This is a genomic window from Vibrio sp. 2304, from assembly GCF_033339475.1.
Lineage (GTDB): Bacteria > Pseudomonadota > Gammaproteobacteria > Enterobacterales > Vibrionaceae > Vibrio > Vibrio alginolyticus.
On record NZ_JAWOUQ010000001.1, the window covers coordinates 678,802 to 699,163 of the forward strand.

The window sequence follows — 20,362 nt, forward strand, 5'->3', positions numbered from 1 at the left end:
ATCAGATTACCAAGATAGCTCGGTAGTCGCATAACGCCTTGTACAATATTGCTGCTTTAGCTGTGACGGACGTATTGGCCGGGAGTGACGCCCATGGCTTTTTTAAAGTGTCGATGCAGATGGCTTTGATCATGGAAGCCGCATTCTTGTGCCACGTCTGAAATTTTTTGTCCCATTTTTAGTAGCTTCTTCGCCATACGTAAACGTTGCTGAATTTGATAGGCATGAGGCGGAAAGCCAAATTGCTTTTGAAATTCTCTCAGCAGATGAAAAGGGCTTAATCCAGACAGCTTCGCGAGTTCTTCTAGTGAGACGTCCGTTTGTGGAAAGTCTTCCAAAAATTCTCTGACGAGCTGCACTTGTCGCTGAGCTCTGGTTGATTCTTTCAGTGGTGCCCGATGAGTGCTGTGTTTACTGGCTAGCTTGATCAACGTGCCGTAAACTAAAGTTTCTCTCAATAAACGGTTGTCTGATTTTTCTAGTGTTTCAAATACCAATCGTAACTGACTAGCCAGTTCAGGATCGTAAACCACAGGTTGAGGGAAATAGGGCAGAGCTACGTTTGGTGAGCCAAGCTCTTGTCCTAAAGTTTGAAACTGCTGAGGTACGGGGTACATTGCTTTGTATTCCCAGCCGCCTTCCGAGGCTGAATGCCCGTTGTGTACTTCATCTGCATTAACAAGGATGATGCTATCCTGTGGCGCGATATGATTCCCGCCCGTCCTAAAAAATTGTTGTGCACCTTTTTCGATGACACCAATAGTGTAACCTTCGTGGCTATGGCGTGAAAAATTCTGCTTCTCATACTTTGCATCGAGAAGCTCTAAACCTCCGAGCTCTTGAGCTATCTTGAAGGTAGCGATTTCCTTATTCTTTTCTTTCATCTTTATCCGGTCTGCTCAAGAAAATCATTTTAGAAGTGTAACGGATCCATCGTGCTTATTTTTGTACAAAATTGCTATTCGATTTTGATAAACAGGCGAATTGATTGCTATTTTTCGGCTGGGCAAACTATGATTTTTATTTTTTGATTTATCTTGGCTATTTTGGGCTGGATGATGTCATTTTGTTGGTATAACATTCGCCGCCTTGTTGTAGAAAAGCGGTTCCATCATGATTGATTTATCTGTACTTCCTGTTTATCTCACCGCAGTTGTCGCCTTATTGCTCTTACCAGGGCCTGATATGTTGCTGATAGCGAGCTCAAGTATGAGTTACGGTAAGAAGGTCGGTCTTTTTGCTAGCTTAGGCAATGCGACGTCTGGTGTTATTCTTACTTTGCTTGCTGCGATGGGCGTATCTACCCTGATTGCCATGAGCCCAATAGCCCTTAAAGTCCTTCATCTATTAGGTGGCGCTTACTTGTTAAAAATGGGTTGGGACTGCTTACGAGCTGAGGCATCTTCGGCTCCAGAGCTTGATGGTCAAAACAAAATGGCATCAACTTATTATCAGCGTGCTTTGATGAGTAATTTGCTTAACCCTAAAGCCTTGGTCTTTTTTGTGATGTTTTTGCCGCAGTTTGTCTCAAGCAATATCACTGCATCTTCCGGTGAGCAGATGCTAGCGCTAGGGTTATTGTTGAACGTTCTTGGCTTGTCATTCAATTTATTACTTGTTGGGTTAGCAGGCACATTGGGCAAAGGGCTGCTCGAGAACGAAAAATTCCGCACGTATCAACATAAACTAATGGGGTTAGTGTTTGTTATTCTGGCGTTGTGGATGCTGAGTAGTTTCGCCTTGTAAAGTTATCATATTCCATTAGAAAGCCAGCAATTGCTGGCTTTTTGTTTTAGGATATTGGTGTTTCCTAAGGAGAGGATATATGAAGCTTGAATTTTGTTTAAATCCAGATCAAACAGACCTTGATTTTGTTCGTGAAGGTATTCGATCTTATAACCGACTGCATTTACCTGAAGGGGAAGTGCATGCTGTAGGCTGTTTCGCAAAAGATGAGAATGGCAAGATCATGGGTGGCTTGACTGGCGAAATGTTTAAAAATACGGTGTTTGTTGAGTTTTTGTGGGTAGACGCTGAAAGTCGAACCTCTGGTCTCGGTAGTCAATTAATGTCGATGCTAGAACAAAAAGTAAAGCCTCATGGGGTTACCCATGTTTATTTGGATACCTACAGCTTTCAAGCTCTTGAGTTCTATCTCAAATTGGGTTTTGAGAAAGTGGGGCAGTATTCAGGCTATCCTGCAGAGGGCATCCACAAGTACTTTCTACAAAAGGAAATTGTAGGCTAGGGAAAGCACGGGTTAGCTTGACTTGTTCTAGTCAAAATCAAAAAAAGAGGCGCGAATTTGCGCCTCTTGTTGTATCAAATATCTATGTTTCCCTTTGACTTACAAACTTTGCTGGTGCGCGTCGATAAGTTCGTTCATCTTCGCTTCTGCTGCTTGCTGTGCTTGTTCATAGCTCATATCCGCAGGGAAGAGGTTGATGACTTCGTAGTAACATTTTAGTTTTGGCTCAGTACCAGAAGGACGAACAATCACGCGTGATTGATCTTCTAGGTGATAAATCAATACGTCACTTGCTGGTAAGTCAATGGATTCTTCAGAGCCGTCGTCAAACATGCGAACCGATGTTTTAAGATCTTCGGTTACTGCAACTTTTTTACCAGCAATCTCTGTTGGTGGATTTGCTCGGAGTTTGTCGCCGATTGGTGGAGAGTTCGGGTCGAGAGCGATGCTGCGTTGTGCGTTGAAGTAGAAACCGTGCTCGCGGTACAGCTCTTCCAGTTTATCCCACAGTGTTTTGCCTTGCGCTTTAAGCTTGCCTGTTAGCTGTGAAAACGCAACGATTGCAGATAAACCATCTTTATCCCACACCTTGTTACCCACGGTATAACCGAGCGCTTCCTCATAAGCAAACAAGAATGGGTTGGTTTCTGTCTCTTGTTCCATGGCAACGTTAGTAAGCCATTTAAAGCCAGTTAATGTTTGATAGTATTGTGCGCCATGCGCCTTAGCGATGCTGCTCAGCATTCTTGAGGATACGATGGTGTTGCCAACCAAAGCGTTAGGTTGCTGTTCCAGCAAGTAATCGCCAAACAGTGAGCCCACCTGATCACCTGTTAGCATTTGATACTCGCCATCTGGGCGTTTAACTGCCACGGCAAAACGGTCCGCATCTGGATCGTTCGCGCAAGCGATATCGGCATCTACGGACTTACCTAATGCCATCACCATATCCATTGCACCGGCTTCTTCAGGGTTTGGGAAGTTGACGGTTGGGAAGCTTCCATCAGGTTCGCGCTGTTCCTTAACACTTGCCACTTTTTGGAAGCCTGCGTCGGCAAGTAGCGTTTCCGCCATATTCGCGCCAACGCCATGCATTGCGGTGTAAGCAATAGATATATCGGTATTGTTGTCAGGAGTAAGCAGCGCGTTTTCATTCATTGTCTTACGGTAAGTTTGGTAGTAGTCGTCTTCCAACCAAACTAACAAACCGTGCTGTTTTGCATCATCGAGAGACATTAAAGGTAATGGCTTCGTTGTTGCGTCATCAATTTTCGCTGCGATTCCAGAGTCGTGCGGAGGAATAATCTGTGCGCCATTTTCCCAATATACTTTAAAGCCATTGTATTCTGGTGGATTGTGGCTGGCAGTAACAACAACAGCGGCCGCAGCATTCAATGTACGGACACCAAACGCAACAATTGGGGTTGCTGCAACGTCATACGTTAGGTAAACCTTGATACCAAGGGCCGTCAGTACGGAGGCGGTATCATGCGCGAATTGTTTTGAATCGGGACGACCGTCGTAGCCAATAACGACACCACGACTCGCGGCATCTTTGACTTGCTCAAGCAAATAGTTCCCTAAACCAGTGGCGGTCTCTTGAATCACCAAGCGGTTCATTCGGTTTGGACCTGCGCCCACTTTGCCACGTAAGCCTGCAGTACCAAAGGCAAGGCGTGAGCCAAAGCGATCAGTAAGTTCTTGTTCATTGTTCGTATCGACGAGGTGTTGTAGCTCTTCACGAGTCTTAGGATCAGGGTCTCGTTCTAGCCATTGCGTAATTAGTGCTGTCATATCAGTCATTCCTTAGTAGGGGGAGCCTACTTTCTTGGACACTTCGTTTGGTAAGTATCTCAATGTTTTCTTTTAAATCAATGTAAATGGTTCTCAATTACATTTCAAAGAGGGCAATCGATAAACCGAATTAATTTTTCTTATCCGAACAAAATTTAATCATATTTAATTTCTTGAAGAACCTTGGAACTATAACTAGCCTTTTAACATAAATATAACAAACCGTGTCGAAATCGTAGTTTTTGTGATTTTTCGTAAAGTTGTTCGATATTTGCATCGGGACGCAAGGAAGCTCGCGTAGGCGTAGCGGCTGAGCAGAGGAGAGATCTTTTGAAAAGATTAACGACTACTCTAGCCTTATCACTGAATGTGATTTTAATCACATTTTCCTCTTTTGGTTGGTCAAAGGAAAATGACTACAACATGACAAAAGGGGTCACAGAGATAAGTGGGCAAGTGTATGAATTACATATGCTGATTTTCTATATCTGCTGTGTAATTGCTTTGATTGTTTTTGGTGTGATGTTCTATTCCATCTTCCGTCATCGCAAGTCAAAAGGAGCAGTTGCCGCACATTTCCATGAAAGTACAAAAGTGGAAATTATTTGGACGGTCATACCCATCATCATTCTTGTCGCTATGGCGATTCCCGCAACAAAAACTCTAGTAGCAATGGAAGACACAAGCCAATCGGATATCACGGTCAAGATCACAGGCTCGCAATGGAAATGGCATTACAGCTATTTTGGCGAAGATGTTGAGTTTTTTAGTTTGCTTGCCACCAGCCAAAAACAAATTGATGGAATCGAAGCTAAAGGCGCACATTACTTACTGGAAGTAGACAACCCTTTGGTGTTGCCTGTGAATCGCAAAGTGCGTTTTTTGATGACTTCTGATGATGTCATTCACTCTTGGTGGGTACCGGACTTTGCCGTCAAGAAAGACACCATTCCAGGTTTTATTAATGAAGCATGGACAAGAATTGATGAGCCAGGCGTATATCGCGGCCAATGTGCGGAGCTATGTGGTCGTGCACACGGATTTATGCCGGTGGTGGTGCATGCGATGGAAGAAGAGAAGTTCGATGAATGGCTAGCGAGTAAGAAGCAAGAACTCGCACTTCAAAAAGCGGCGGCACAAGAAGCGCTCTCTCAAGACTTATCTATGGATGAATTGATGTCGCAAGGCGAATCGATATACACGGCGCGTTGCGCTGTGTGTCATCAGGCAAATGGTGAGGGGATTCCGGGTGCATTTCCCGCGATTAAAGGCAGTCCTATTGCAACCGGAGATGTTACAGAGCACATAGATATTATTGTCAACGGTCGCCCGGGCACCGCGATGCAGGCTTTTTCTAATCAGTTAAGTGACAAAGAAATTGGCGCGGTTATCACATATCAACGAAATGCATGGGGCAACGATACTGGCGATACAGTGCAAGCATCCGATGTGAATGCCTTTAAAGCACAAGGCAGTGCTAAGGAGGAAATATGAGTAAGCCAATAGATAAGGCAGTGAAGTCTGCGCCAGCAGAAGCCAGTGCGAACAGTACCATTGCGATTGATGATGGTCACGAGCATCATGCACCCCAGGGCATCACTCGTTGGTTGTATTCTACAAGCCATAAAGACATAGGCACCCTCTACCTTTGGTTTAGTTTTGCAATGTTTCTAACAGGTGGTGCGATGGCTATGATCATTCGTGCCGAACTGTTCCAGCCAGGGCTACAGCTAGTCGATCCGCAGTTTTTTAATCAAATGACCACGGTACACGGTTTAGTGATGGTATTTGGTGCGGTGATGCCAGCATTTACTGGCCTTGCTAACTGGATGATCCCGATGATGATCGGCGCTCCAGATATGGCGCTGCCGCGCATGAACAACTTGAGCTTTTGGATCTTACCTTTTGCATTTCTTATTTTGTTGAGCTCGTTGTTTTTACCTGGCGGCGGTCCTGATTTTGGTTGGACGTTTTATGCTCCGCTGTCCACGACTTATGGACCAGATAGCACTGCGCTGTTTGTATTCTCTGTGCATATCATGGGTATCAGCTCCATTATGGGCGCGATCAACGTTATCGTGACGATCGTAAATATGCGAGCTCCGGGAATGACTTGGTTCAAGTTACCAATGTTTGTTTGGACTTGGTTAATTACCGCTTTCTTGTTGATCGCGGTTATGCCGGTATTAGCGGGTGCGGTGACCATGGTTCTTACTGACAAATATTTCGGGACTAGCTTCTTTGACGCAGCTGGTGGTGGTGACCCGGTAATGTTCCAACACATCTTTTGGTTCTTTGGTCACCCAGAAGTGTACATCATGATTTTACCGTCGTTTGGAATCATCTCCGCCATTCTGCCTGCTTTCAGTGGTAAGAAGCTGTTTGGTTATCATTCGATGGTTTACGCGACGTGCAGCATTGCATTGTTATCTTTCCTTGTGTGGGCGCACCACATGTTTACCACGGGGATGCCAGTTTTTGCTGAGCTCTTCTTTATGTATTGCACTATGCTGATTGCGGTACCAACGGGGGTTAAAGTCTTTAACTGGGTTGCCACCATGTGGCGTGGAGCTCTGACATTTGAAACGCCAATGTTGTTTGCCATTGCCTTTATTGTGCTTTTTACTATTGGCGGCTTCTCGGGACTGATGTTGGCGATTGTACCGGCGGATTTCCAATATCATGACACTTACTTCGTGGTTGCCCATTTCCATTATGTGTTGGTATCTGGTGCGGTATTCTCGATCATGGCAGCGGCATACTACTGGCTACCTAAGTGGACGGGCAATATGTACGACCACAAGCTGAGTTTATGGCATTTCTGGTGCTCAATTATTTCCGTCAATGTCCTGTTTTTCCCAATGCACTTCCTAGGCTTAGCGGGCATGCCAAGACGCATACCGGATTACGCCATTCAGTTTGCTGATGTTAATCAAATAGTATCAATTGGTGGGTTTGCATTTGGGTTGTCACAACTGATCTTCTTATGGTTGGTGATCAAGTGTATTCGTGGCGGGGAGAAGGCTTCTGCAAAACCATGGGAACGTGCGGAAGGCTTAGAGTGGACAGTGCCAAGCCCTGCGCCACATCATACGTTTACTACACCGCCTAAGATTGACTAGCAAGTGGGGTGAGTGACATGAAACCGAATCCATCAAACAAGAAGCTCACAGTGAAGTTACTTTTGGCGACCCTGTTAATGTTTGGCTTCGGCTATGCACTGGTCCCACTTTATGACGTGATGTGCGACGCACTGGGAATCAATGGAAAGACAAGTGAAGTGGCCGTCATTCAACCGACAGGTATGCAACCGGACATGAGCCGAACTATTCGCGTGGAGTTTATGGCGCATGTCAGCCCAGATATGCCTTGGGAGTTTAGACCCAAAGTGATTTCGATGGATGTTCACCCAGGTGAAGTCGTGCAAACCGAATACCTTGCATTTAATGAAAGCGGGCAGAAGTTGGTGGGGCAAGCCGTTCCTTCTGTTTCTCCCGGGACTGGAGCTGCTTACTTCAACAAGATTGAGTGTTTTTGTTTTAACCAGCAGCCCCTGGATGGTAAACAGCAAGCTCAAATGCCGTTGATTTTTTATATCGAACCGGACTTGCCGGAGTCTATACACACGTTAACGCTGTCTTACACACTCTATAAACTTCCCCCTCCTACAGGCTCTTAGCCACTCAGGGAGAGAGATACAGACCAAGGTTGGTCAGTAAGGAGAAAAATTATGAGTAACAAGCCAGGAACATATTATGTTCCCGCTCAAAGTAGCTGGCCGATCATCGGTGCATTTGCTCTGTTTTTAGTGGCTGTTGGCGCAGGCATGACCGTCCAGGGGACACAAAGTGACGGTGCAGTGGGAACCATTGGTGGCATTGTGCTAGCGGTGGGCTTCTTGTTCTTGCTTTACATGTTGGCTGGTTGGTTTAGTAATGTGATTACTGAATCACTGAGTGGAAAATACAGCTCGCAAATTACTCGTTCTTTTCGCCAAGGAATGAGCTGGTTTATCTTTTCTGAAGTGATGTTTTTTGGTGCCTTTTTTGGTGCCTTGTTTTACGCCAGAATGATTTCTGTGCCTTGGTTAGGTGGAGCAGATAATAACTTCATGACCAACGAAGTCCTGTGGCCAACCTTCGAAGCGATGTGGCCACTCACACTGACACCGGGGGGAGAAACAACACAAGCTATGCCGTGGCAGGGCATACCCCTTACCAATACTATCTTGCTGCTATTGTCGTCTATTACGCTACATATGGCGCATATAAGCCTTGAACAAGACAAAAGAACGGCACTGATTATTTGGTTAGAGATAACCATCATACTTGCTGGCTTTTTCCTATATTACCAAGCGGTTGAGTATGTTCATGCTTATCAAGACATAGGGCTCACGTTGCAGTCCGGTATTTACGGTAACACGTTCTTCATGTTGACGGGGTTCCACGGTTTACACGTTTGTCTTGGGACTATCTTTTTGATCGTGCTGCTGTTCAGAATCGCTAAAGATCACTTTTCGCCAAAGAACCATTTTGCCTTTCAAGCGGGCAGCTGGTATTGGCATTTCGTGGATGTGGTTTGGTTATGTCTGTTTGTGTTTGTTTACGTACTTTAGGCTCATTGTGAACTCTTGGTCCGACTAATAAGGGCGAGGGTTTGGCGCTAGCCAACCCGAGCTGAGCGCAATAAGCAGAAGGATGACCACCAAAGCGGAGAACATGACTCGACGGCCTAAGTAATGACTCATGGGTTTGTCTCTTTTTTCAGGATTATCTGGGTCTTCACGAACCATTTCGATAAGCGCTTTTGCGAGGTTGAAGATAATGAAAAGCAGCAAAAGGACAAGCGTCAGTTTGAATAGAAATACGGTGGACATGGCACCTCCGGTTTCATCATTGTTGTTATCAAGACAATTATGGCTATCGAAACGGTTTTGGGTTGCAGTTGGTTTAACTGTGGTTGTGTTTTCTCTTTTGGTCAAACTGGGTTTTTGGCAGTTTGAGAGAGGGCAAGAAAAACAAGCATTGGAACAAGCCATTCTCGCGCGTGCGGATAGTGCGTACCAAGCACTAAGCGTCGTTCTTGAAGACAACGACTGGCGAGAGGAAAGTATCCTCGGGAAAAAAGTGGAAGTTAATGTTGTTCCTCAGGCGTTTCCCGTAATTTTGTTAGACAACCAAACGCATCAAGGCAGTGTGGGATATTTAGCATTTCAGATTGTATTGACGAGCGATGAGCCTAGTGCCTATGCGTTATTGGAGCTTGGTTTTGTCGAGGGAAGAGCAGAACGCTCAGTGTTACCAACGGTCACCAAACTCGATAATTCGACTTTCATCACAGGACGCCTGTACCGAAAATCTACTAATCCACTGAGCTCAGAGTTAATGCCGGAAGTTGGCGATGTTATTCGCGTGCAAAACCTAAACATCGCGCAATTGAATCAGCTACTGAATATTGAACTTATGCCCGCAGTCTTGCAGCCAGACAATTTAACTCGTTGGCCCTATGACTTTCCTTGGAATCCATTGCCACTCAATAGTGCCAAACATTTTGGCTATTCGATTCAATGGTTTTCGATGGCAGGTGTTTTCTTATTACTGACTTTAATTGTTTTTGTTCGTTGGCAAAAAAAGTTGCGTCACATGGAGGTGAAGCATGACATCTAAAGTAACCAAAGGACGACTAATGTTGATTGCGCTGGTTTGTACGTTCGCGCTTCCCGCTGTCATTGCAAAAGTCATTCTCACACAAGGGTGGTATCAAAGCGGAGTGACCAATAGAGGCGAGTTAGTCGAACCATACACGACGTTAGAGCAACTTGGTCAAGAGTCACCTCTCAAAGACCATGGTTGGCAACTCGCTTATGTATTGCCTAACGAATGCACTGAAGAGTGTAAACAGCAGCTTTACCTGCTTCAGCAAAGCCATGTTGCTTTAGGTAAGTATCAAGAGCGAGTAGTGCCAGTCGTTTGGCAGACTGAGCATTCAGATCCCATAGAAGTATCGATGTTAGCGATGCAAATGAATGAATTGGTTACCGCAAAAGTGAAACCTGGGCAAATGTTGATCGTTGATCCTCTTGGGCAACTGGTGATGTCTTACTCGCCGAAACCAAATGAGGACTTAGTCCTATTGAATAAAGGTATGTTGGCGGACTTACGCAAGCTCTTAAAACTGTCACGAGTCGGTTAGAGGAAGTGCATATGAAATTAATTCAGTTGGTTAGATTCAGTTTGCTCCTAACTCTCGTGGTGATCATGTTAGGGGCATATACTCGCCTTTCAGATGCAGGGTTAGGTTGCCCGGACTGGCCTGGTTGTTATGGGCACTTTTCTGTGCCGCATCAAGAAGAAGACGTCATACGTGCTAACCTGAACTTCCCCGAGCGGGCAGTAGAGCATGAGAAAGCATGGCTTGAGATGATTCATCGCTATTTTGCAGGAACGTTAGGTTTAGTCATTTTTGCGATGGCAGCGATATCAGTAAGGTCTGAGCGTGTAAATTCAACCATTCCGATGTTGCTAAGCGTATTGGTGATTGGGCAGGCACTTTTGGGAATGTGGACAGTTACTCTTAAATTAATGCCCGCCATCGTGATGCTTCACTTGCTCGGTGGTTTCGTTTTATTGGCGTTACAGGCGATTTTTTACTGCCAATTAAAAGCGCAAAACAATCTCTATTTCTCTCCATCTTCTAGCTCTCTGAGAGGCTTTTCATTGTTGGTTTTTCTGGTTGTTTTGGTGCAAGTGCTCCTTGGAGGATGGACTTCGTCAAATTATGCTGCGCTGATGTGTACCACACTGCCGATTTGTGAGGGAGACTGGATGAGCCATCTCTCATGGAAAGAAGCGTTTTCTTTCTGGCAAACTGGATTCGAGAATTATGAATTTGGTGTCTTGGAGTATCCGGCAAGAATGACTATACACGTCACTCATCGTATAGGTGCTATTGTTACCGCCACCGTGGTATTGGCTTATAGTATTGGGCTTATGAGGCAAGATTCTCATCATTCACAGAGAATCGGAGGGTGGTTGTTATTCACTCTGGTGTGCCAAATTATGCTGGGTGTAAGCAACGTAGTATTTCAACTTCCTATCTATGTCGCGGTGGCGCACAACCTTGGTGCCGCTGTTATGTTGAGTCTCGTTTGTGTTAGCCAGTTTTACTTGTGGCAGGGTAAAACGGCTTGGAATTACACCGCGAAAGGAGTTCGCTATGAGTAAAGAAATCGCGCTGTTGTTAAATGGGCGAAAGCGACTAAGTTCCGTTTATTTGAAGTTAACGAAACCTAAAGTGGTGGCGTTAATGTTGGTGACGGCAGTAGTAGGGATGAGCTTAGCCCCGGTTGATGATTTCCCCTGGTTGCAGGCGGTAGTTGGCCTAACGGGGATTGGTCTGATGGCCGGGTCTGCGGCAGCGTTTAATCATCTAATTGACCGCCGAATTGATGCGAGAATGGCACGCACACACAAACGACCATTGCCATCGGGTGAGACTAAGCCATCATCGGTGATAGCCTTCGCTACAGTTTTAGGTGTCTTAGGGTTTGTACTTCTCTATGCGATAGTCAACCCGCTGACGGCATGGTTGACTTTGATGAGTTTGCTCGGCTATGCGATGGTATACACAATGTACCTCAAACGTGCTACGCCCCAAAATATCGTCATTGCAGGGATTGCCGGTGCGATGCCGCCTCTTCTCGGTTGGACTGCTGTAACAGGGCAATTACATGCGAATGCTTGGCTGCTCGTAATGATCATTTTTATCTGGACGCCACCACATTTTTGGGCTCTGGCTATTCATCGTGTCGCGGATTACCGCAAGGTAGATATTCCCATGCTGCCAGTGACACACGGCATTGAGTACACCAAAACTTCTATTCTGTTGTATACGGTGCTATTGACTTTGGTTTGTGTCCTACCGGTTTTGGTTGGTATGGTCGGCGTGGTGTATCTTTTTGCCTCGCTACTCCTCAATGCTGGCTTTATGTACCATGCATGGAAGCTAAAATATGCACCAGAGCCAAATACCGCGATGGAGACGTTTAAATTCTCTATCTATCATCTTTTGGCGTTGTTCATTGCATTGCTTTCGGATCACTATATTGGTTTTTAACCTCTCTTAAAGCAGAAAACGCCGCGTGGTTCGCGGCGTTTTTGGTTTTGATACTTTGGCTTTAAGACAAAGCTTTCTAGATTTATTGAATTTCTAGCAGCTCAACATCAAAGATCAAAACACTTGCTGGTGGAATTGGGCCAGAGCCACTCTTACCATAGCCAAGCGTGCTTGGTACGAAAAGGCGGATTTTCTCACCCTCTACCATGTATTGTAGGCCTTCTTGCCAGCCTTTAATGACTTGGTTAAGACCAAATGAAATAGGCTCACCACGATTAACAGAGCTATCGAATACCGTGCCATCAATCAAGGTGCCGTGGTAGTGTACTTTTACTTTACTTGTTGCCGTTGGGTGAACCTCACCTTCGCCTTTTTCAAGAACCATGTATTGAAGGCCACTTTCTGTTGTGATGACGCCTTCTTTTTTCGCATTTTCTAGTAAGAATGCTTGGCCTTTGGCAAAGTTTTCATCCGCTACTTTATGGTTTGTCCAAGTACGGTAAATGAAAAAGCCCGCCAAAATAAAAATAATAAGAGGAAACAAAAATTTAGACACGTAATCTCCTTGTCTATTTAGGTTGTTTTAGCAAAAAGTTGATGGTTTCTGCCATGGCTTCAACGCTGTCATGACCACCAGTAATCACTTGATATTTTCCGTTTACGATAAAGGCTGGAACGGAGTTAATTTGGCCGCGAGTCGTGATCGCTTCTGCCTTAGTGATGTACTCAAACAGCGTTTTTTGCTGTGCTTCATCTAAATGGTAAGGGCTGATAAGGTTGCGAGACTCAAAGGCTTTCTCAACAGCGATTTGGCGTTCCTCAGCCGTTGCATCGGCACCCATTTGCACAGCAGTAAAAAGATCCACCATAAACGCTTTATCTGGTGTTGATTCAAGCTGCATTACGGCAGTATAGAAGATGATGGCGCTCACTTGTGCACTTTCATTGAACGTTACATGCATTTTTTCAACGCTTTGATCGGTCAATGATTCAATTTGAGGGACAAACTCTTCCATTGAGCGGCAGTGGCCACAAGTTAAAGAGAATGCTTCAGTCAGGGGAGCTAAATCATACTCTTCAAGGGATACTGGCAAAACTTCGTATTGGTTGCCTTGCTGAGGCTGACTCTTGCCGCTATCGCATGCCGACAAAGCCATTACGGCAACAACAACAGCAAAGCCTTTCGATATGGTTTTTAACATAGTAGTGCTCTAAATGAGAAATTTGCGTTAGTTTATCGGTTAACGATAGTGACTAAAACCATTAAATAACAATAAAGTGAGACCATTGGTAACAGACTTTGCCTGACGTATGGACTGTAAGGGTAGGGTATTTTAGTGTTGCGTTTTATTTGAGAGATGATTTTGCATTGACTCCAGTGGCATGAACGCTGCATAGACAAACCAATCGGTGGACAAAAGCGCTAAAGATTCGGCGTGTTTTGTCGACACAATGAACAAGAGTTTTTCTACGTTGGTAATGGTATGAAGCATTGGTTTTTAATTGTTTGTGGCATTCTGGCCGGGTGCAGCAGCCTCGATCAAGATATGGTCCCAGGTGGGAACATTTTAGATACAGCTCCTAAATCAAACACTGAGCTGAGACACCCAGAGTGGGGATACCCGAGCGCATCCAATGTGGCTTCTTCCCCTCGCTCATATCAAACGGCGAGGGCGTCAGTAAAAAAGTCGCAAAACGTGACCTCTCTGGAAATGTTCCTGAGCAGGCATAACATTCCTCACGAGACGCTCAGTGGTGGTCACCTGATGATACGTTTGAAAGAGCAAGTGCATTTTCAAACGGGTTCTGCACGGTTATCTGCTCAATCTCAAGACTGGATTCGAAACATTGGTCACTATCTGGCTGGAAGAACTGATGTTGATGTCGTGATTGATGGTCATGCGGATAGCACGGGAGCTGAAAGCTTCAATGACACGCTATCTGAAAAGCGAGCTCGTGAAGTAGAAAAACAACTATTGGCGACGAGTATTCCACGTCAACGAGTGTTTTCTAGAGGCTTCGGAGAGTATGTACCGAAGTGCAGCAATGCGACAGCGAGTGGTAAAGCTTGCAATCGGCGCGTAGAGCTAACATTGATCGTGGATGAATAACGCAGACGTTAGGCGGTAATCTTCGTTGTGTTGTTCTCACATACCCGTTATTTGCTTAGTGGAGTTTAAGTTCGGAGTTGAGCAAGAAGACTGAATAAGGAAAGCTCGCACGGCAACATTTAGCTAGAAAAAATAGAAAAGAGGCACCGTTAGGTGCCTCTTTTACATCCGCCAATGTTCATAGGGGGAACTTAGGCAAATTCTTTTTCAACGTAAGCGACGATGTCAGATGACTCGTATAACCACTGTGTTTCGCCATCTTTTTCGATACGAAGGCAAGGGACTTTAACTCGCCCACCACCTTGCTCTAGTTCAGCTCGATGAGTAGGATTATTTTTTGCATCACGTAGCTCAATGTTCACCGATTGACGCTTCATTGCACGGCGGACCTTTACGCAAAAAGGGCAGGCTTCAAATTGGTAAAGTGCGTATTGTTTCGCTTTTTCATCAATACGTTGCTGTTCTTCTGCGGTGCGCTTAATACCACGAGGTGAGAACACCGCGTTCAGCAATAAGATAACCTTGCCTAAAATCCAACGGATAAACTTCATAATGATCCCTTGATGTTCATTGGGTAACTGTCCTTTAAGAATGCAATCATGATGCTTGTTGCACTGAGCGTGAAGTCTATCAGTTGTTTGAAATGGATAAAACCATGTATTTTATGCGGAAAATAGACGTTTAAACCAACCCCAAAAGCCACTTGCTGAAGCCGGACGGGCTTCCTTACCTTGATAAAAACTTTGCATGAGTTCGGTTCTGAATGCATCAACGTCCATGCGTTTTATGACAAGCTCGTGCTGCAATGTATTTTGAGTCTGCTCAGCATGATCGTGCGCCAAGCTGAAATCCATATTTAAATAGCCTTGCGTGTATAACCAAAGGTGGGTGACTAAGATTAGGTCTTCAGCAGATTGGTTAGTAAACTTATCCGCGTGCTCATTACCCAAGGAGTCAGTCAGAACTTGCTGCATACGCTGGGTAGAGTGAGCATGTTGCTCGTAGTTAGCACTTGCTTCAATATGTGATTTGGTCAAAAGGCCAAGCAGGTGAAGAGTAGGTGCTGTTGTGGGTTTGTTCTCACAAACTTTTGTAAATAGTTGTGACTGTTCTTTTAACCAACGTCGCTTTGCTGCTTTATGTTCTTTAACAAAGGGGATTTCTTCAAATCCCATCTCTTGACTCAGTTCACTAAGAGACGTCATGGTTTTTTAGTTCCTTCACCGTTACTTCGATATGCTGATCATTGATATCAACAAAAATTGAGCTGCCAGTAATCATAACAGAAAGGCTAGTACCTCGGTCAAGGTGCTGACAAATCAAGTCGATAGCGTCATAGTCAAAGCTCTCTACGTTGACGGGAAGCATTGAGAACTTTCCTGACATTTTGTCCCACCAGACAGCCGCTTTGGTGTTATAAGTGTAAACTTTTACATGCTTTGCTAGGCGAGAAGCTTTCTTAATTCTGTCTGGTTCTGGTTCGCCAATTTCAATCCAGTGAGTAATGCTTTGATCATCGCCAACATGCCATAAATCAGGCTCTTCAATCGTAGAGAGTCCTTTTGTAAACTTCAGATTGCTTTGAGCATTTACACAGTAAGCTAGAATGCGAGCCAACATTCGTTGCGGCTTTTCAGAAGGGTGAAGGGCGATAGTTAGATTTTTAGAATCGTAATAGTCATTATTCATATCGGAAATGGCGATACGAAATTTGTAAATGGTTGGTTTAAGAGCCATAGATTTATATCGTTTTGTTGGCAAAATAAGTTTTAGGCAAAAAAATAGCCAGCTTTAAAAGCTGGCTATCGTATCAAATTCTTTAAGAATTAAAGTACTTTGATTTGCTCTGCTTGAGGGCCTTTTTGGCCTTGAGAGATAACAAATTCTACTTTCTGGCCTTCAACTAGAGTACGGAAGCCGTCACCAGTGATTGCAGAGAAGTGAGCAAATACGTCAGGACCGTTTTCTTGTTGAATGAAACCGAAGCCTTTAGTTTCGTTGAACCACTTAACTGTGCCAGTAGCTGTGTTAGACATGTCTATTTCCTAAATATCTAAATAATGTAATCTTTCGCCTCAACGGCGCTTATAGCGTGGAAAAATAAATTGCTATTGCGTACCACAGGACGACGGGTTACAAGTAATCCAACGAAATGTGAAAACAAAGAACTTTCTTTCTAGCCGTGTTTGAGTCTAGGTTAATTCCACGAAGAGTCAACATATATTAGTGCTTTATGGACAAATATTTGTATTTAGTCACTATTTAACCAGCATGTTTTTGATTAAATTTCAAATAAATGACGGTGATGTGAAGTTTTTTAGCATAAAATTCAACTAAATCTATAAATTTGACTTATTTATATAATTATTGTCCAATCTGGTTCGACCATTAAGGAGGATTTATGGCAAAGCGTAAAATCAGTCCTCAACCGAGTGGCTCACAACATGAGACCGACTTCGGCAGAGGTGAAATCAAAGACAACGCGTTAAAAGCGGTTGTTACCAGTCAGCTGTTCCAAACACGAGTCGTTAAAGCGAAAAAAGGTAAAGGTAGCTTCAGCCGTAAAATGAAGCATAGAGGCAAAGAGCCCTATTCAAAGTTCTCCCCAAGGTGGATTTTGAATAGGGCTTTTTTATTGGTACTAGGTGTTTGCAAAACTGATGATATTCAATTTTTTAGTACCAGATAAGTTATTCCTAATTTATCATGTACTGCTTCAACTGCTTCAACTGCTTCAACTGCTTCAACTGCTTCAACTGCTTCAACTGCTTCAACTGCTTCAACTGCTTCAGCGAACCAGGCGTTGAAAGTACCAATTAAGTACTAAAACTTACTAAGTTAGATTCATATCAATAAGCGTCACTTCCTGTCTTATGCAACTCTACTATATCTTTAGTCTAATCAAACAGCCGAGATTATGGTTTAAAAAGACTGGTGAGAAGTAGGTATGTCATCGACGAGTTATGGTACTTATGGTTGCAAATGTAAAAAAGCGTGTGCTTCTTTATTACTACTGTGGCTGTCCATTTGTCCGATGGCGCATGCGCACAAATCAGAGTCTCATTCTTTAATTGTTGCTAACTCCAAAGCGTGGAAGCCGTTCTCTTACCTTAGCCCAGATGGTGAACCTAAAGGTATTTTAATCGACTTTTGGAAAGAGTACGCGGCGAACAACCAAATTGACGTTCAGTTTCTCCTTTTGGATTGGGATGCTTCTTTGCAAGCCGTAAAAGAGGGTAAGGCTGACTTTCACGGAGGACTTGTCTACTCGCCCGAAAGAGCGAAGTATATGGACTTTGGCGCCGTCATAATGCCTATCCAAACCAAATTGTACGTAAATAAAGATGTACTTTCGGTTGATATCAGGAGTGTTTTAACTGGCGAAATGACGCTGCCAATTGGCGTTGTTAAAGGAAGTTACGAGTCTGAGTTTGTTCAGACGAATTATCCGAATGCACCTATCGCAGAATACATTAACAATGATTCGATGATACAAGCCGCCGTCGATAAAAAGGTGCTGTACTTTGTTGCAGACCTGCAAGTTGCTAACTTTTATATGGCAACCACGCCGGGAGCGGGTATGTTTGTCCCGACAATTAGCTTATATAGTAAAGATCTTCGGATTGCAGCAGGAATGCACAGTGCAACTTCCATTTTAGAGGTATCAAGAGCGTTTGAAAAAGTCATCGATACGGACCGTGAGCGGATCCTCACCCGTTGGAGTGTGGTGAAAACGGTTTATCCACTTTATCTTTTCCCTATTGCTATTTTCATTATGGCGGTTGCAACGCTTTATCATATTTTTGCCCTCAAACGTATGGTTGCTCTTCGGACAAGGCAATTAACGATTGCCAATCAGCAATTGCTAGAGATGACGTTGACGGATTCTCTCACAAAGCTATACAACCGTAGACACCTGATTGAGCAATTGGCGCTACTGAATCATTTGAAGCGAAACTTAACGGTGATGGTGTTTGATATTGATGATTTTAAATCAATCAATGATCGATATGGCCACCTTGCTGGAGACCGAGCAATAGTTGCCATCGCAGAAGCCGCTAAGTCGATGACTGATGACCGAATGACATTGGCGAGAATTGGAGGAGAAGAGTTCGCACTCGTTACGTCGTCTCTGTCAGAGCGAGAAGCACTCAATTTTGCGAATATGCTTTGTAAAGCCGTTTACGATCAGCCTGTTATACTGGGCGGACAAGCAATTCATTTGAGTATCAGTTTGGGCTGTGCTTACTATCCTGAGTTTACCCACATCGTGAGCTTGCAAGATGCTGACGAGTTGATGTATCAAGGTAAGTCTGAAGGAAAGAATCGTGCAGTTTTCCAAGTCATAACAGACTGTCAGCTTCAACCTGCGCTTCGTCAAGTGAATTAGGTCTCGCTAATTCAACTGATACTTCAAAGCATCCTCAAGCCTCAAAGGTTTAGTCAGAGTAACGTGGTAAGCGTTGACGACCACGTTGCGTTGTTTTCTTTGAGGCCAATTTGCGTACAAATACTATCACTTTCATATATATAAACCCCCGCCTGCTCACGTTTTTATCATAGAAGCAGTAATTGTTTTAAAGTGATAAGTGATTTCTTGGTAAAGATCAGAACCCCTGTCTACACTCAGTGTAAAGTAATGCATATAAAGCATGATGCATACAGTGTTGTACAAAAACAATTAAAGAAGATAAGAAATAAGTTGGCTTGAGAAGGACGGGGAATGAACAACGAATGCTTTGCTAGGTTCCGAGCTGTCACGGATGAACTGTCAATGAAAGAATCGTTGTCAGTTGGGAAAGACCCTTATGCTCACTATCTCAAAGATATTGTGGGGATTGATTTGTTGTCTCGTGAAGAGGAGTTGCATTACGCCAAACTTAATCGAGCTGGTGATGAAGAAGCGCGCGAAATGTTGATTGAGTCTAATCTTCGACTTGTTGTGAAAATCGCAAAAGGTTACCTCAAACGGCCAGGTAATAACTTTACTCTGCTCGATTTAATAGAAGAAGGTAACATTGGTTTGATAAAAGCGGTCGATAAGTTCGATCCTGAGCCAGGCTACCGTTTTTCTACTTATGCGGTATGGTGGATTCGCGAGAATATAGAAGCGGCATTAATGAACAATGGCCGCACGGTACGTTTACCTGCTCATGTGTGCAAAGAGATAAATAGCCTGGCTTTAAAAAAGCTAGATGCGTCAAAAAGTGAGAGCAAGGAGTTGTCTATTTCTGAACTCTCACGCTGCTCAGGGGTGAAAGCAGAACGTATAGATGAACTTGTTGCTCTAAGTGGTTTTATTGATGTATCGACCACTGCGGACCTACATCGTGTTCCATTTGTTCTTGAACTGTGTGAAAGTGAGTACACGCCAGATCCACAACAAGACTGTGAAAACCAGTGCTTTACTCAAGCCATTGAAAATATTATTAAAACTTTGCCAACTAAGTTGCAGAAAGTCTTGATCCATCGATTCGGATTATTTGACCAGAGAGTGAAAACCTTGTCGGAAATAGGCCTGTTATTAAACGTATCTAACGAGCGTGTTCGTCAGATGCAGATAGAGGCGGTTGAACGCGTGCAGAAACGTCTCCGATTCGATGGTTGGGTTTGAGATTTTTAGCCCCTTATCCTAGCTGATTAATTTACTGGCTTGCTACTCTGTTCTTCCGTAAGTAACAGCAGCTCAAGCTGTGCTTTAGCTGCTGCCTCCAATCTCCATACACTCAATAATCGGTTAAGTGCTGCGCGATAAGTACGACTTTTGAGTAAAAAAGCGAGCGTACTTGTGTAGTTGTTTACGACTTGCGCTTGTGTCTCGACCAAAGCAGTTTTGTTTTCGATGTCGATGTGTTGAAGGTTAAAGTCAGGAAGAAACGCACACTCATACCATACCTCTACAATTTCACGAATTTCGAGTTCTTCTTCAGGCACGTCGAAGTCTTGTAACTGGTAGTTTTCTGGTATCGTTGATAAATAAACCACATCCAATTTGTCTGCAACAAATGTATACATCGGATTCCTTAGTGTACGCGCTTACAGAGTAAATAGTCTCATCGTTTACATTTTTGTCAATGACCGTGCTCAAGTATGA

24 protein-coding genes are annotated in these 20,362 nt (G+C 44.0%); 14 read left to right on the top strand and 10 right to left on the bottom strand.

Annotation, left to right across the window (positions count from 1 at the left end; genetic code table 11):
- Positions 1-56: 56 nt before the first annotated feature.
- Positions 57-884 carry an AraC family transcriptional regulator gene (locus R7P64_RS03135; protein WP_005385198.1) on the bottom strand — a complete coding sequence of 276 codons (828 nt, stop codon included), beginning with the start codon at positions 882-884 and terminating at the stop codon, positions 57-59.
- Positions 885-1,113: 229 nt separating this feature from the next.
- Between R7P64_RS03135 and R7P64_RS03140 the strand changes: the two genes are divergently transcribed.
- Positions 1,114-1,746 (top strand): LysE family translocator, encoded by a 633-nt coding sequence (locus tag R7P64_RS03140; RefSeq protein WP_005375522.1) that lies wholly within the window; start codon positions 1,114-1,116, stop codon positions 1,744-1,746.
- A 79-nt stretch (positions 1,747-1,825) separates the two neighbouring features.
- Positions 1,826-2,248 carry a GNAT family N-acetyltransferase gene (locus tag R7P64_RS03145; protein WP_005375519.1) on the top strand — a complete coding sequence of 141 codons (423 nt, stop codon included), beginning with the start codon at positions 1,826-1,828 and terminating at the stop codon, positions 2,246-2,248.
- A 99-nt stretch (positions 2,249-2,347) separates the two neighbouring features.
- On the opposite strand, the gene R7P64_RS03150 is transcribed toward R7P64_RS03145, so the two are convergent.
- Positions 2,348-4,042, bottom strand: coding sequence for a phospho-sugar mutase (locus tag R7P64_RS03150; RefSeq protein ID WP_025768465.1), 1,695 nt, complete (start codon positions 4,040-4,042; stop codon positions 2,348-2,350).
- Positions 4,043-4,372: 330 nt separating this feature from the next.
- On the opposite strand from R7P64_RS03150, the gene coxB reads away from it, so the two are divergent.
- Genes coxB through R7P64_RS03170 form a run of 4 tightly spaced genes read left to right on the top strand, consistent with a single transcriptional unit; the run spans position 4,373 to position 8,657 of the window.
- Positions 4,373-5,536 (top strand): cytochrome c oxidase subunit II, encoded by a 1,164-nt coding sequence (gene coxB / locus R7P64_RS03155; RefSeq protein WP_017821602.1) that lies wholly within the window; start codon positions 4,373-4,375, stop codon positions 5,534-5,536.
- Complete coding sequence (gene ctaD, locus R7P64_RS03160) at positions 5,533-7,164, top strand: cytochrome c oxidase subunit I (protein WP_005375510.1); 1,632 nt, start codon at positions 5,533-5,535, stop codon at positions 7,162-7,164. Before coxB ends, ctaD begins: the two co-directional genes overlap by 4 nt.
- A gap of 17 nt (positions 7,165-7,181) precedes the next feature.
- Positions 7,182-7,721: a cytochrome c oxidase assembly protein gene (locus R7P64_RS03165; RefSeq protein ID WP_225496291.1), complete on the top strand. Its 540-nt coding sequence runs from the start codon at positions 7,182-7,184 to the stop codon at positions 7,719-7,721.
- Positions 7,722-7,772: 51 nt separating this feature from the next.
- A complete protein-coding gene (locus R7P64_RS03170; protein WP_137283114.1) occupies positions 7,773-8,657 on the top strand; it encodes a cytochrome c oxidase subunit 3 in 885 nt (294 codons plus the stop codon).
- A gap of 24 nt (positions 8,658-8,681) precedes the next feature.
- Here the strand turns inward: R7P64_RS03170 and R7P64_RS03175 are convergent, their stop codons facing one another.
- Positions 8,682-8,918, bottom strand: a complete 237-nt coding sequence (locus R7P64_RS03175; protein WP_005391169.1) for a DUF2909 family protein — start codon at positions 8,916-8,918, stop codon at positions 8,682-8,684.
- Here R7P64_RS03175 and R7P64_RS03180 point away from each other — a divergent pair.
- Genes R7P64_RS03180 through cyoE form a run of 4 tightly spaced genes read left to right on the top strand, consistent with a single transcriptional unit; the run spans position 8,917 to position 12,157 of the window.
- Positions 8,917-9,708 carry an SURF1 family protein gene (locus tag R7P64_RS03180; protein ID WP_085569294.1) on the top strand — a complete coding sequence of 264 codons (792 nt, stop codon included), beginning with the start codon at positions 8,917-8,919 and terminating at the stop codon, positions 9,706-9,708. The two genes, R7P64_RS03175 and R7P64_RS03180, sit on opposite strands and share 2 nt — an antisense overlap.
- The gene (locus tag R7P64_RS03185) at positions 9,698-10,234 is read left to right on the top strand and encodes a hypothetical protein (protein WP_025768462.1); all 537 of its coding nucleotides are present in this window, start codon (positions 9,698-9,700) and stop codon (positions 10,232-10,234) included. Before R7P64_RS03180 ends, R7P64_RS03185 begins: the two co-directional genes overlap by 11 nt.
- A gap of 11 nt (positions 10,235-10,245) precedes the next feature.
- On the top strand, positions 10,246-11,265 hold the full coding sequence (locus R7P64_RS03190) for a COX15/CtaA family protein (protein ID WP_213866244.1): 1,020 nt from the start codon (positions 10,246-10,248) through the stop codon (positions 11,263-11,265).
- Entirely contained in the window at positions 11,258-12,157 is a 900-nt protein-coding gene (cyoE, locus tag R7P64_RS03195; protein WP_318118405.1) for a heme o synthase, read from the top strand. The genes R7P64_RS03190 and cyoE overlap by 8 nt, the downstream gene beginning before the upstream one ends.
- Positions 12,158-12,239: 82 nt before the next feature.
- Here cyoE and R7P64_RS03200 read toward each other — a convergent pair whose 3' ends face one another.
- Positions 12,240-12,713, bottom strand: a complete 474-nt coding sequence (locus tag R7P64_RS03200) for an FKBP-type peptidyl-prolyl cis-trans isomerase (RefSeq protein WP_005375638.1) — start codon at positions 12,711-12,713, stop codon at positions 12,240-12,242.
- A gap of 13 nt (positions 12,714-12,726) precedes the next feature.
- Positions 12,727-13,359, bottom strand: a complete 633-nt coding sequence (locus R7P64_RS03205) for a thiol:disulfide interchange protein DsbA/DsbL (protein ID WP_318118406.1) — start codon at positions 13,357-13,359, stop codon at positions 12,727-12,729.
- Positions 13,360-13,641: 282 nt separating this feature from the next.
- Between R7P64_RS03205 and R7P64_RS03210 the strand changes: the two genes are divergently transcribed.
- Complete coding sequence (locus R7P64_RS03210) at positions 13,642-14,268, top strand: OmpA family protein (RefSeq protein ID WP_025768460.1); 627 nt, start codon at positions 13,642-13,644, stop codon at positions 14,266-14,268.
- Between the two features lie 191 nt (positions 14,269-14,459).
- Here the strand turns inward: R7P64_RS03210 and R7P64_RS03215 are convergent, their stop codons facing one another.
- The 4 genes from R7P64_RS03215 to R7P64_RS03230 all read right to left on the bottom strand — a co-directional run bounded on the left by R7P64_RS03215 (position 14,460) and on the right by R7P64_RS03230 (position 16,304).
- Positions 14,460-14,819, bottom strand: a complete 360-nt coding sequence (locus tag R7P64_RS03215; RefSeq protein WP_005375631.1) for a glutaredoxin family protein — start codon at positions 14,817-14,819, stop codon at positions 14,460-14,462.
- Positions 14,820-14,930: 111 nt separating this feature from the next.
- Entirely contained in the window at positions 14,931-15,473 is a 543-nt protein-coding gene (locus R7P64_RS03220; RefSeq protein WP_005375629.1) for a hypothetical protein, read from the bottom strand.
- Positions 15,460-16,005, bottom strand: a complete 546-nt coding sequence (locus R7P64_RS03225) for a YaeQ family protein (protein WP_318123154.1) — start codon at positions 16,003-16,005, stop codon at positions 15,460-15,462. The genes R7P64_RS03220 and R7P64_RS03225 overlap by 14 nt, the downstream gene beginning before the upstream one ends.
- Before the next feature lie 89 nt (positions 16,006-16,094).
- Positions 16,095-16,304 (bottom strand): cold-shock protein, encoded by a 210-nt coding sequence (locus tag R7P64_RS03230; protein ID WP_005375625.1) that lies wholly within the window; start codon positions 16,302-16,304, stop codon positions 16,095-16,097.
- A gap of 365 nt (positions 16,305-16,669) precedes the next feature.
- Between R7P64_RS03230 and R7P64_RS03235 the strand changes: the two genes are divergently transcribed.
- From R7P64_RS03235 to R7P64_RS03245, 3 genes are all read left to right on the top strand, one after another.
- Positions 16,670-16,957 (top strand): alternative ribosome-rescue factor A, encoded by a 288-nt coding sequence (locus R7P64_RS03235; protein WP_017821594.1) that lies wholly within the window; start codon positions 16,670-16,672, stop codon positions 16,955-16,957.
- A gap of 258 nt (positions 16,958-17,215) precedes the next feature.
- Complete coding sequence (locus R7P64_RS03240) at positions 17,216-18,658, top strand: diguanylate cyclase domain-containing protein (protein WP_017635871.1); 1,443 nt, start codon at positions 17,216-17,218, stop codon at positions 18,656-18,658.
- A gap of 333 nt (positions 18,659-18,991) precedes the next feature.
- The gene (locus R7P64_RS03245; protein WP_017635872.1) at positions 18,992-19,882 is read left to right on the top strand and encodes an RNA polymerase sigma factor RpoD/SigA; all 891 of its coding nucleotides are present in this window, start codon (positions 18,992-18,994) and stop codon (positions 19,880-19,882) included.
- 26 nt (positions 19,883-19,908) lie between these two features.
- On the opposite strand, the gene R7P64_RS03250 is transcribed toward R7P64_RS03245, so the two are convergent.
- On the bottom strand, positions 19,909-20,283 hold the full coding sequence (locus tag R7P64_RS03250; protein WP_005375619.1) for a hypothetical protein: 375 nt from the start codon (positions 20,281-20,283) through the stop codon (positions 19,909-19,911).
- Positions 20,284-20,362: the final 79 nt, after the last annotated feature.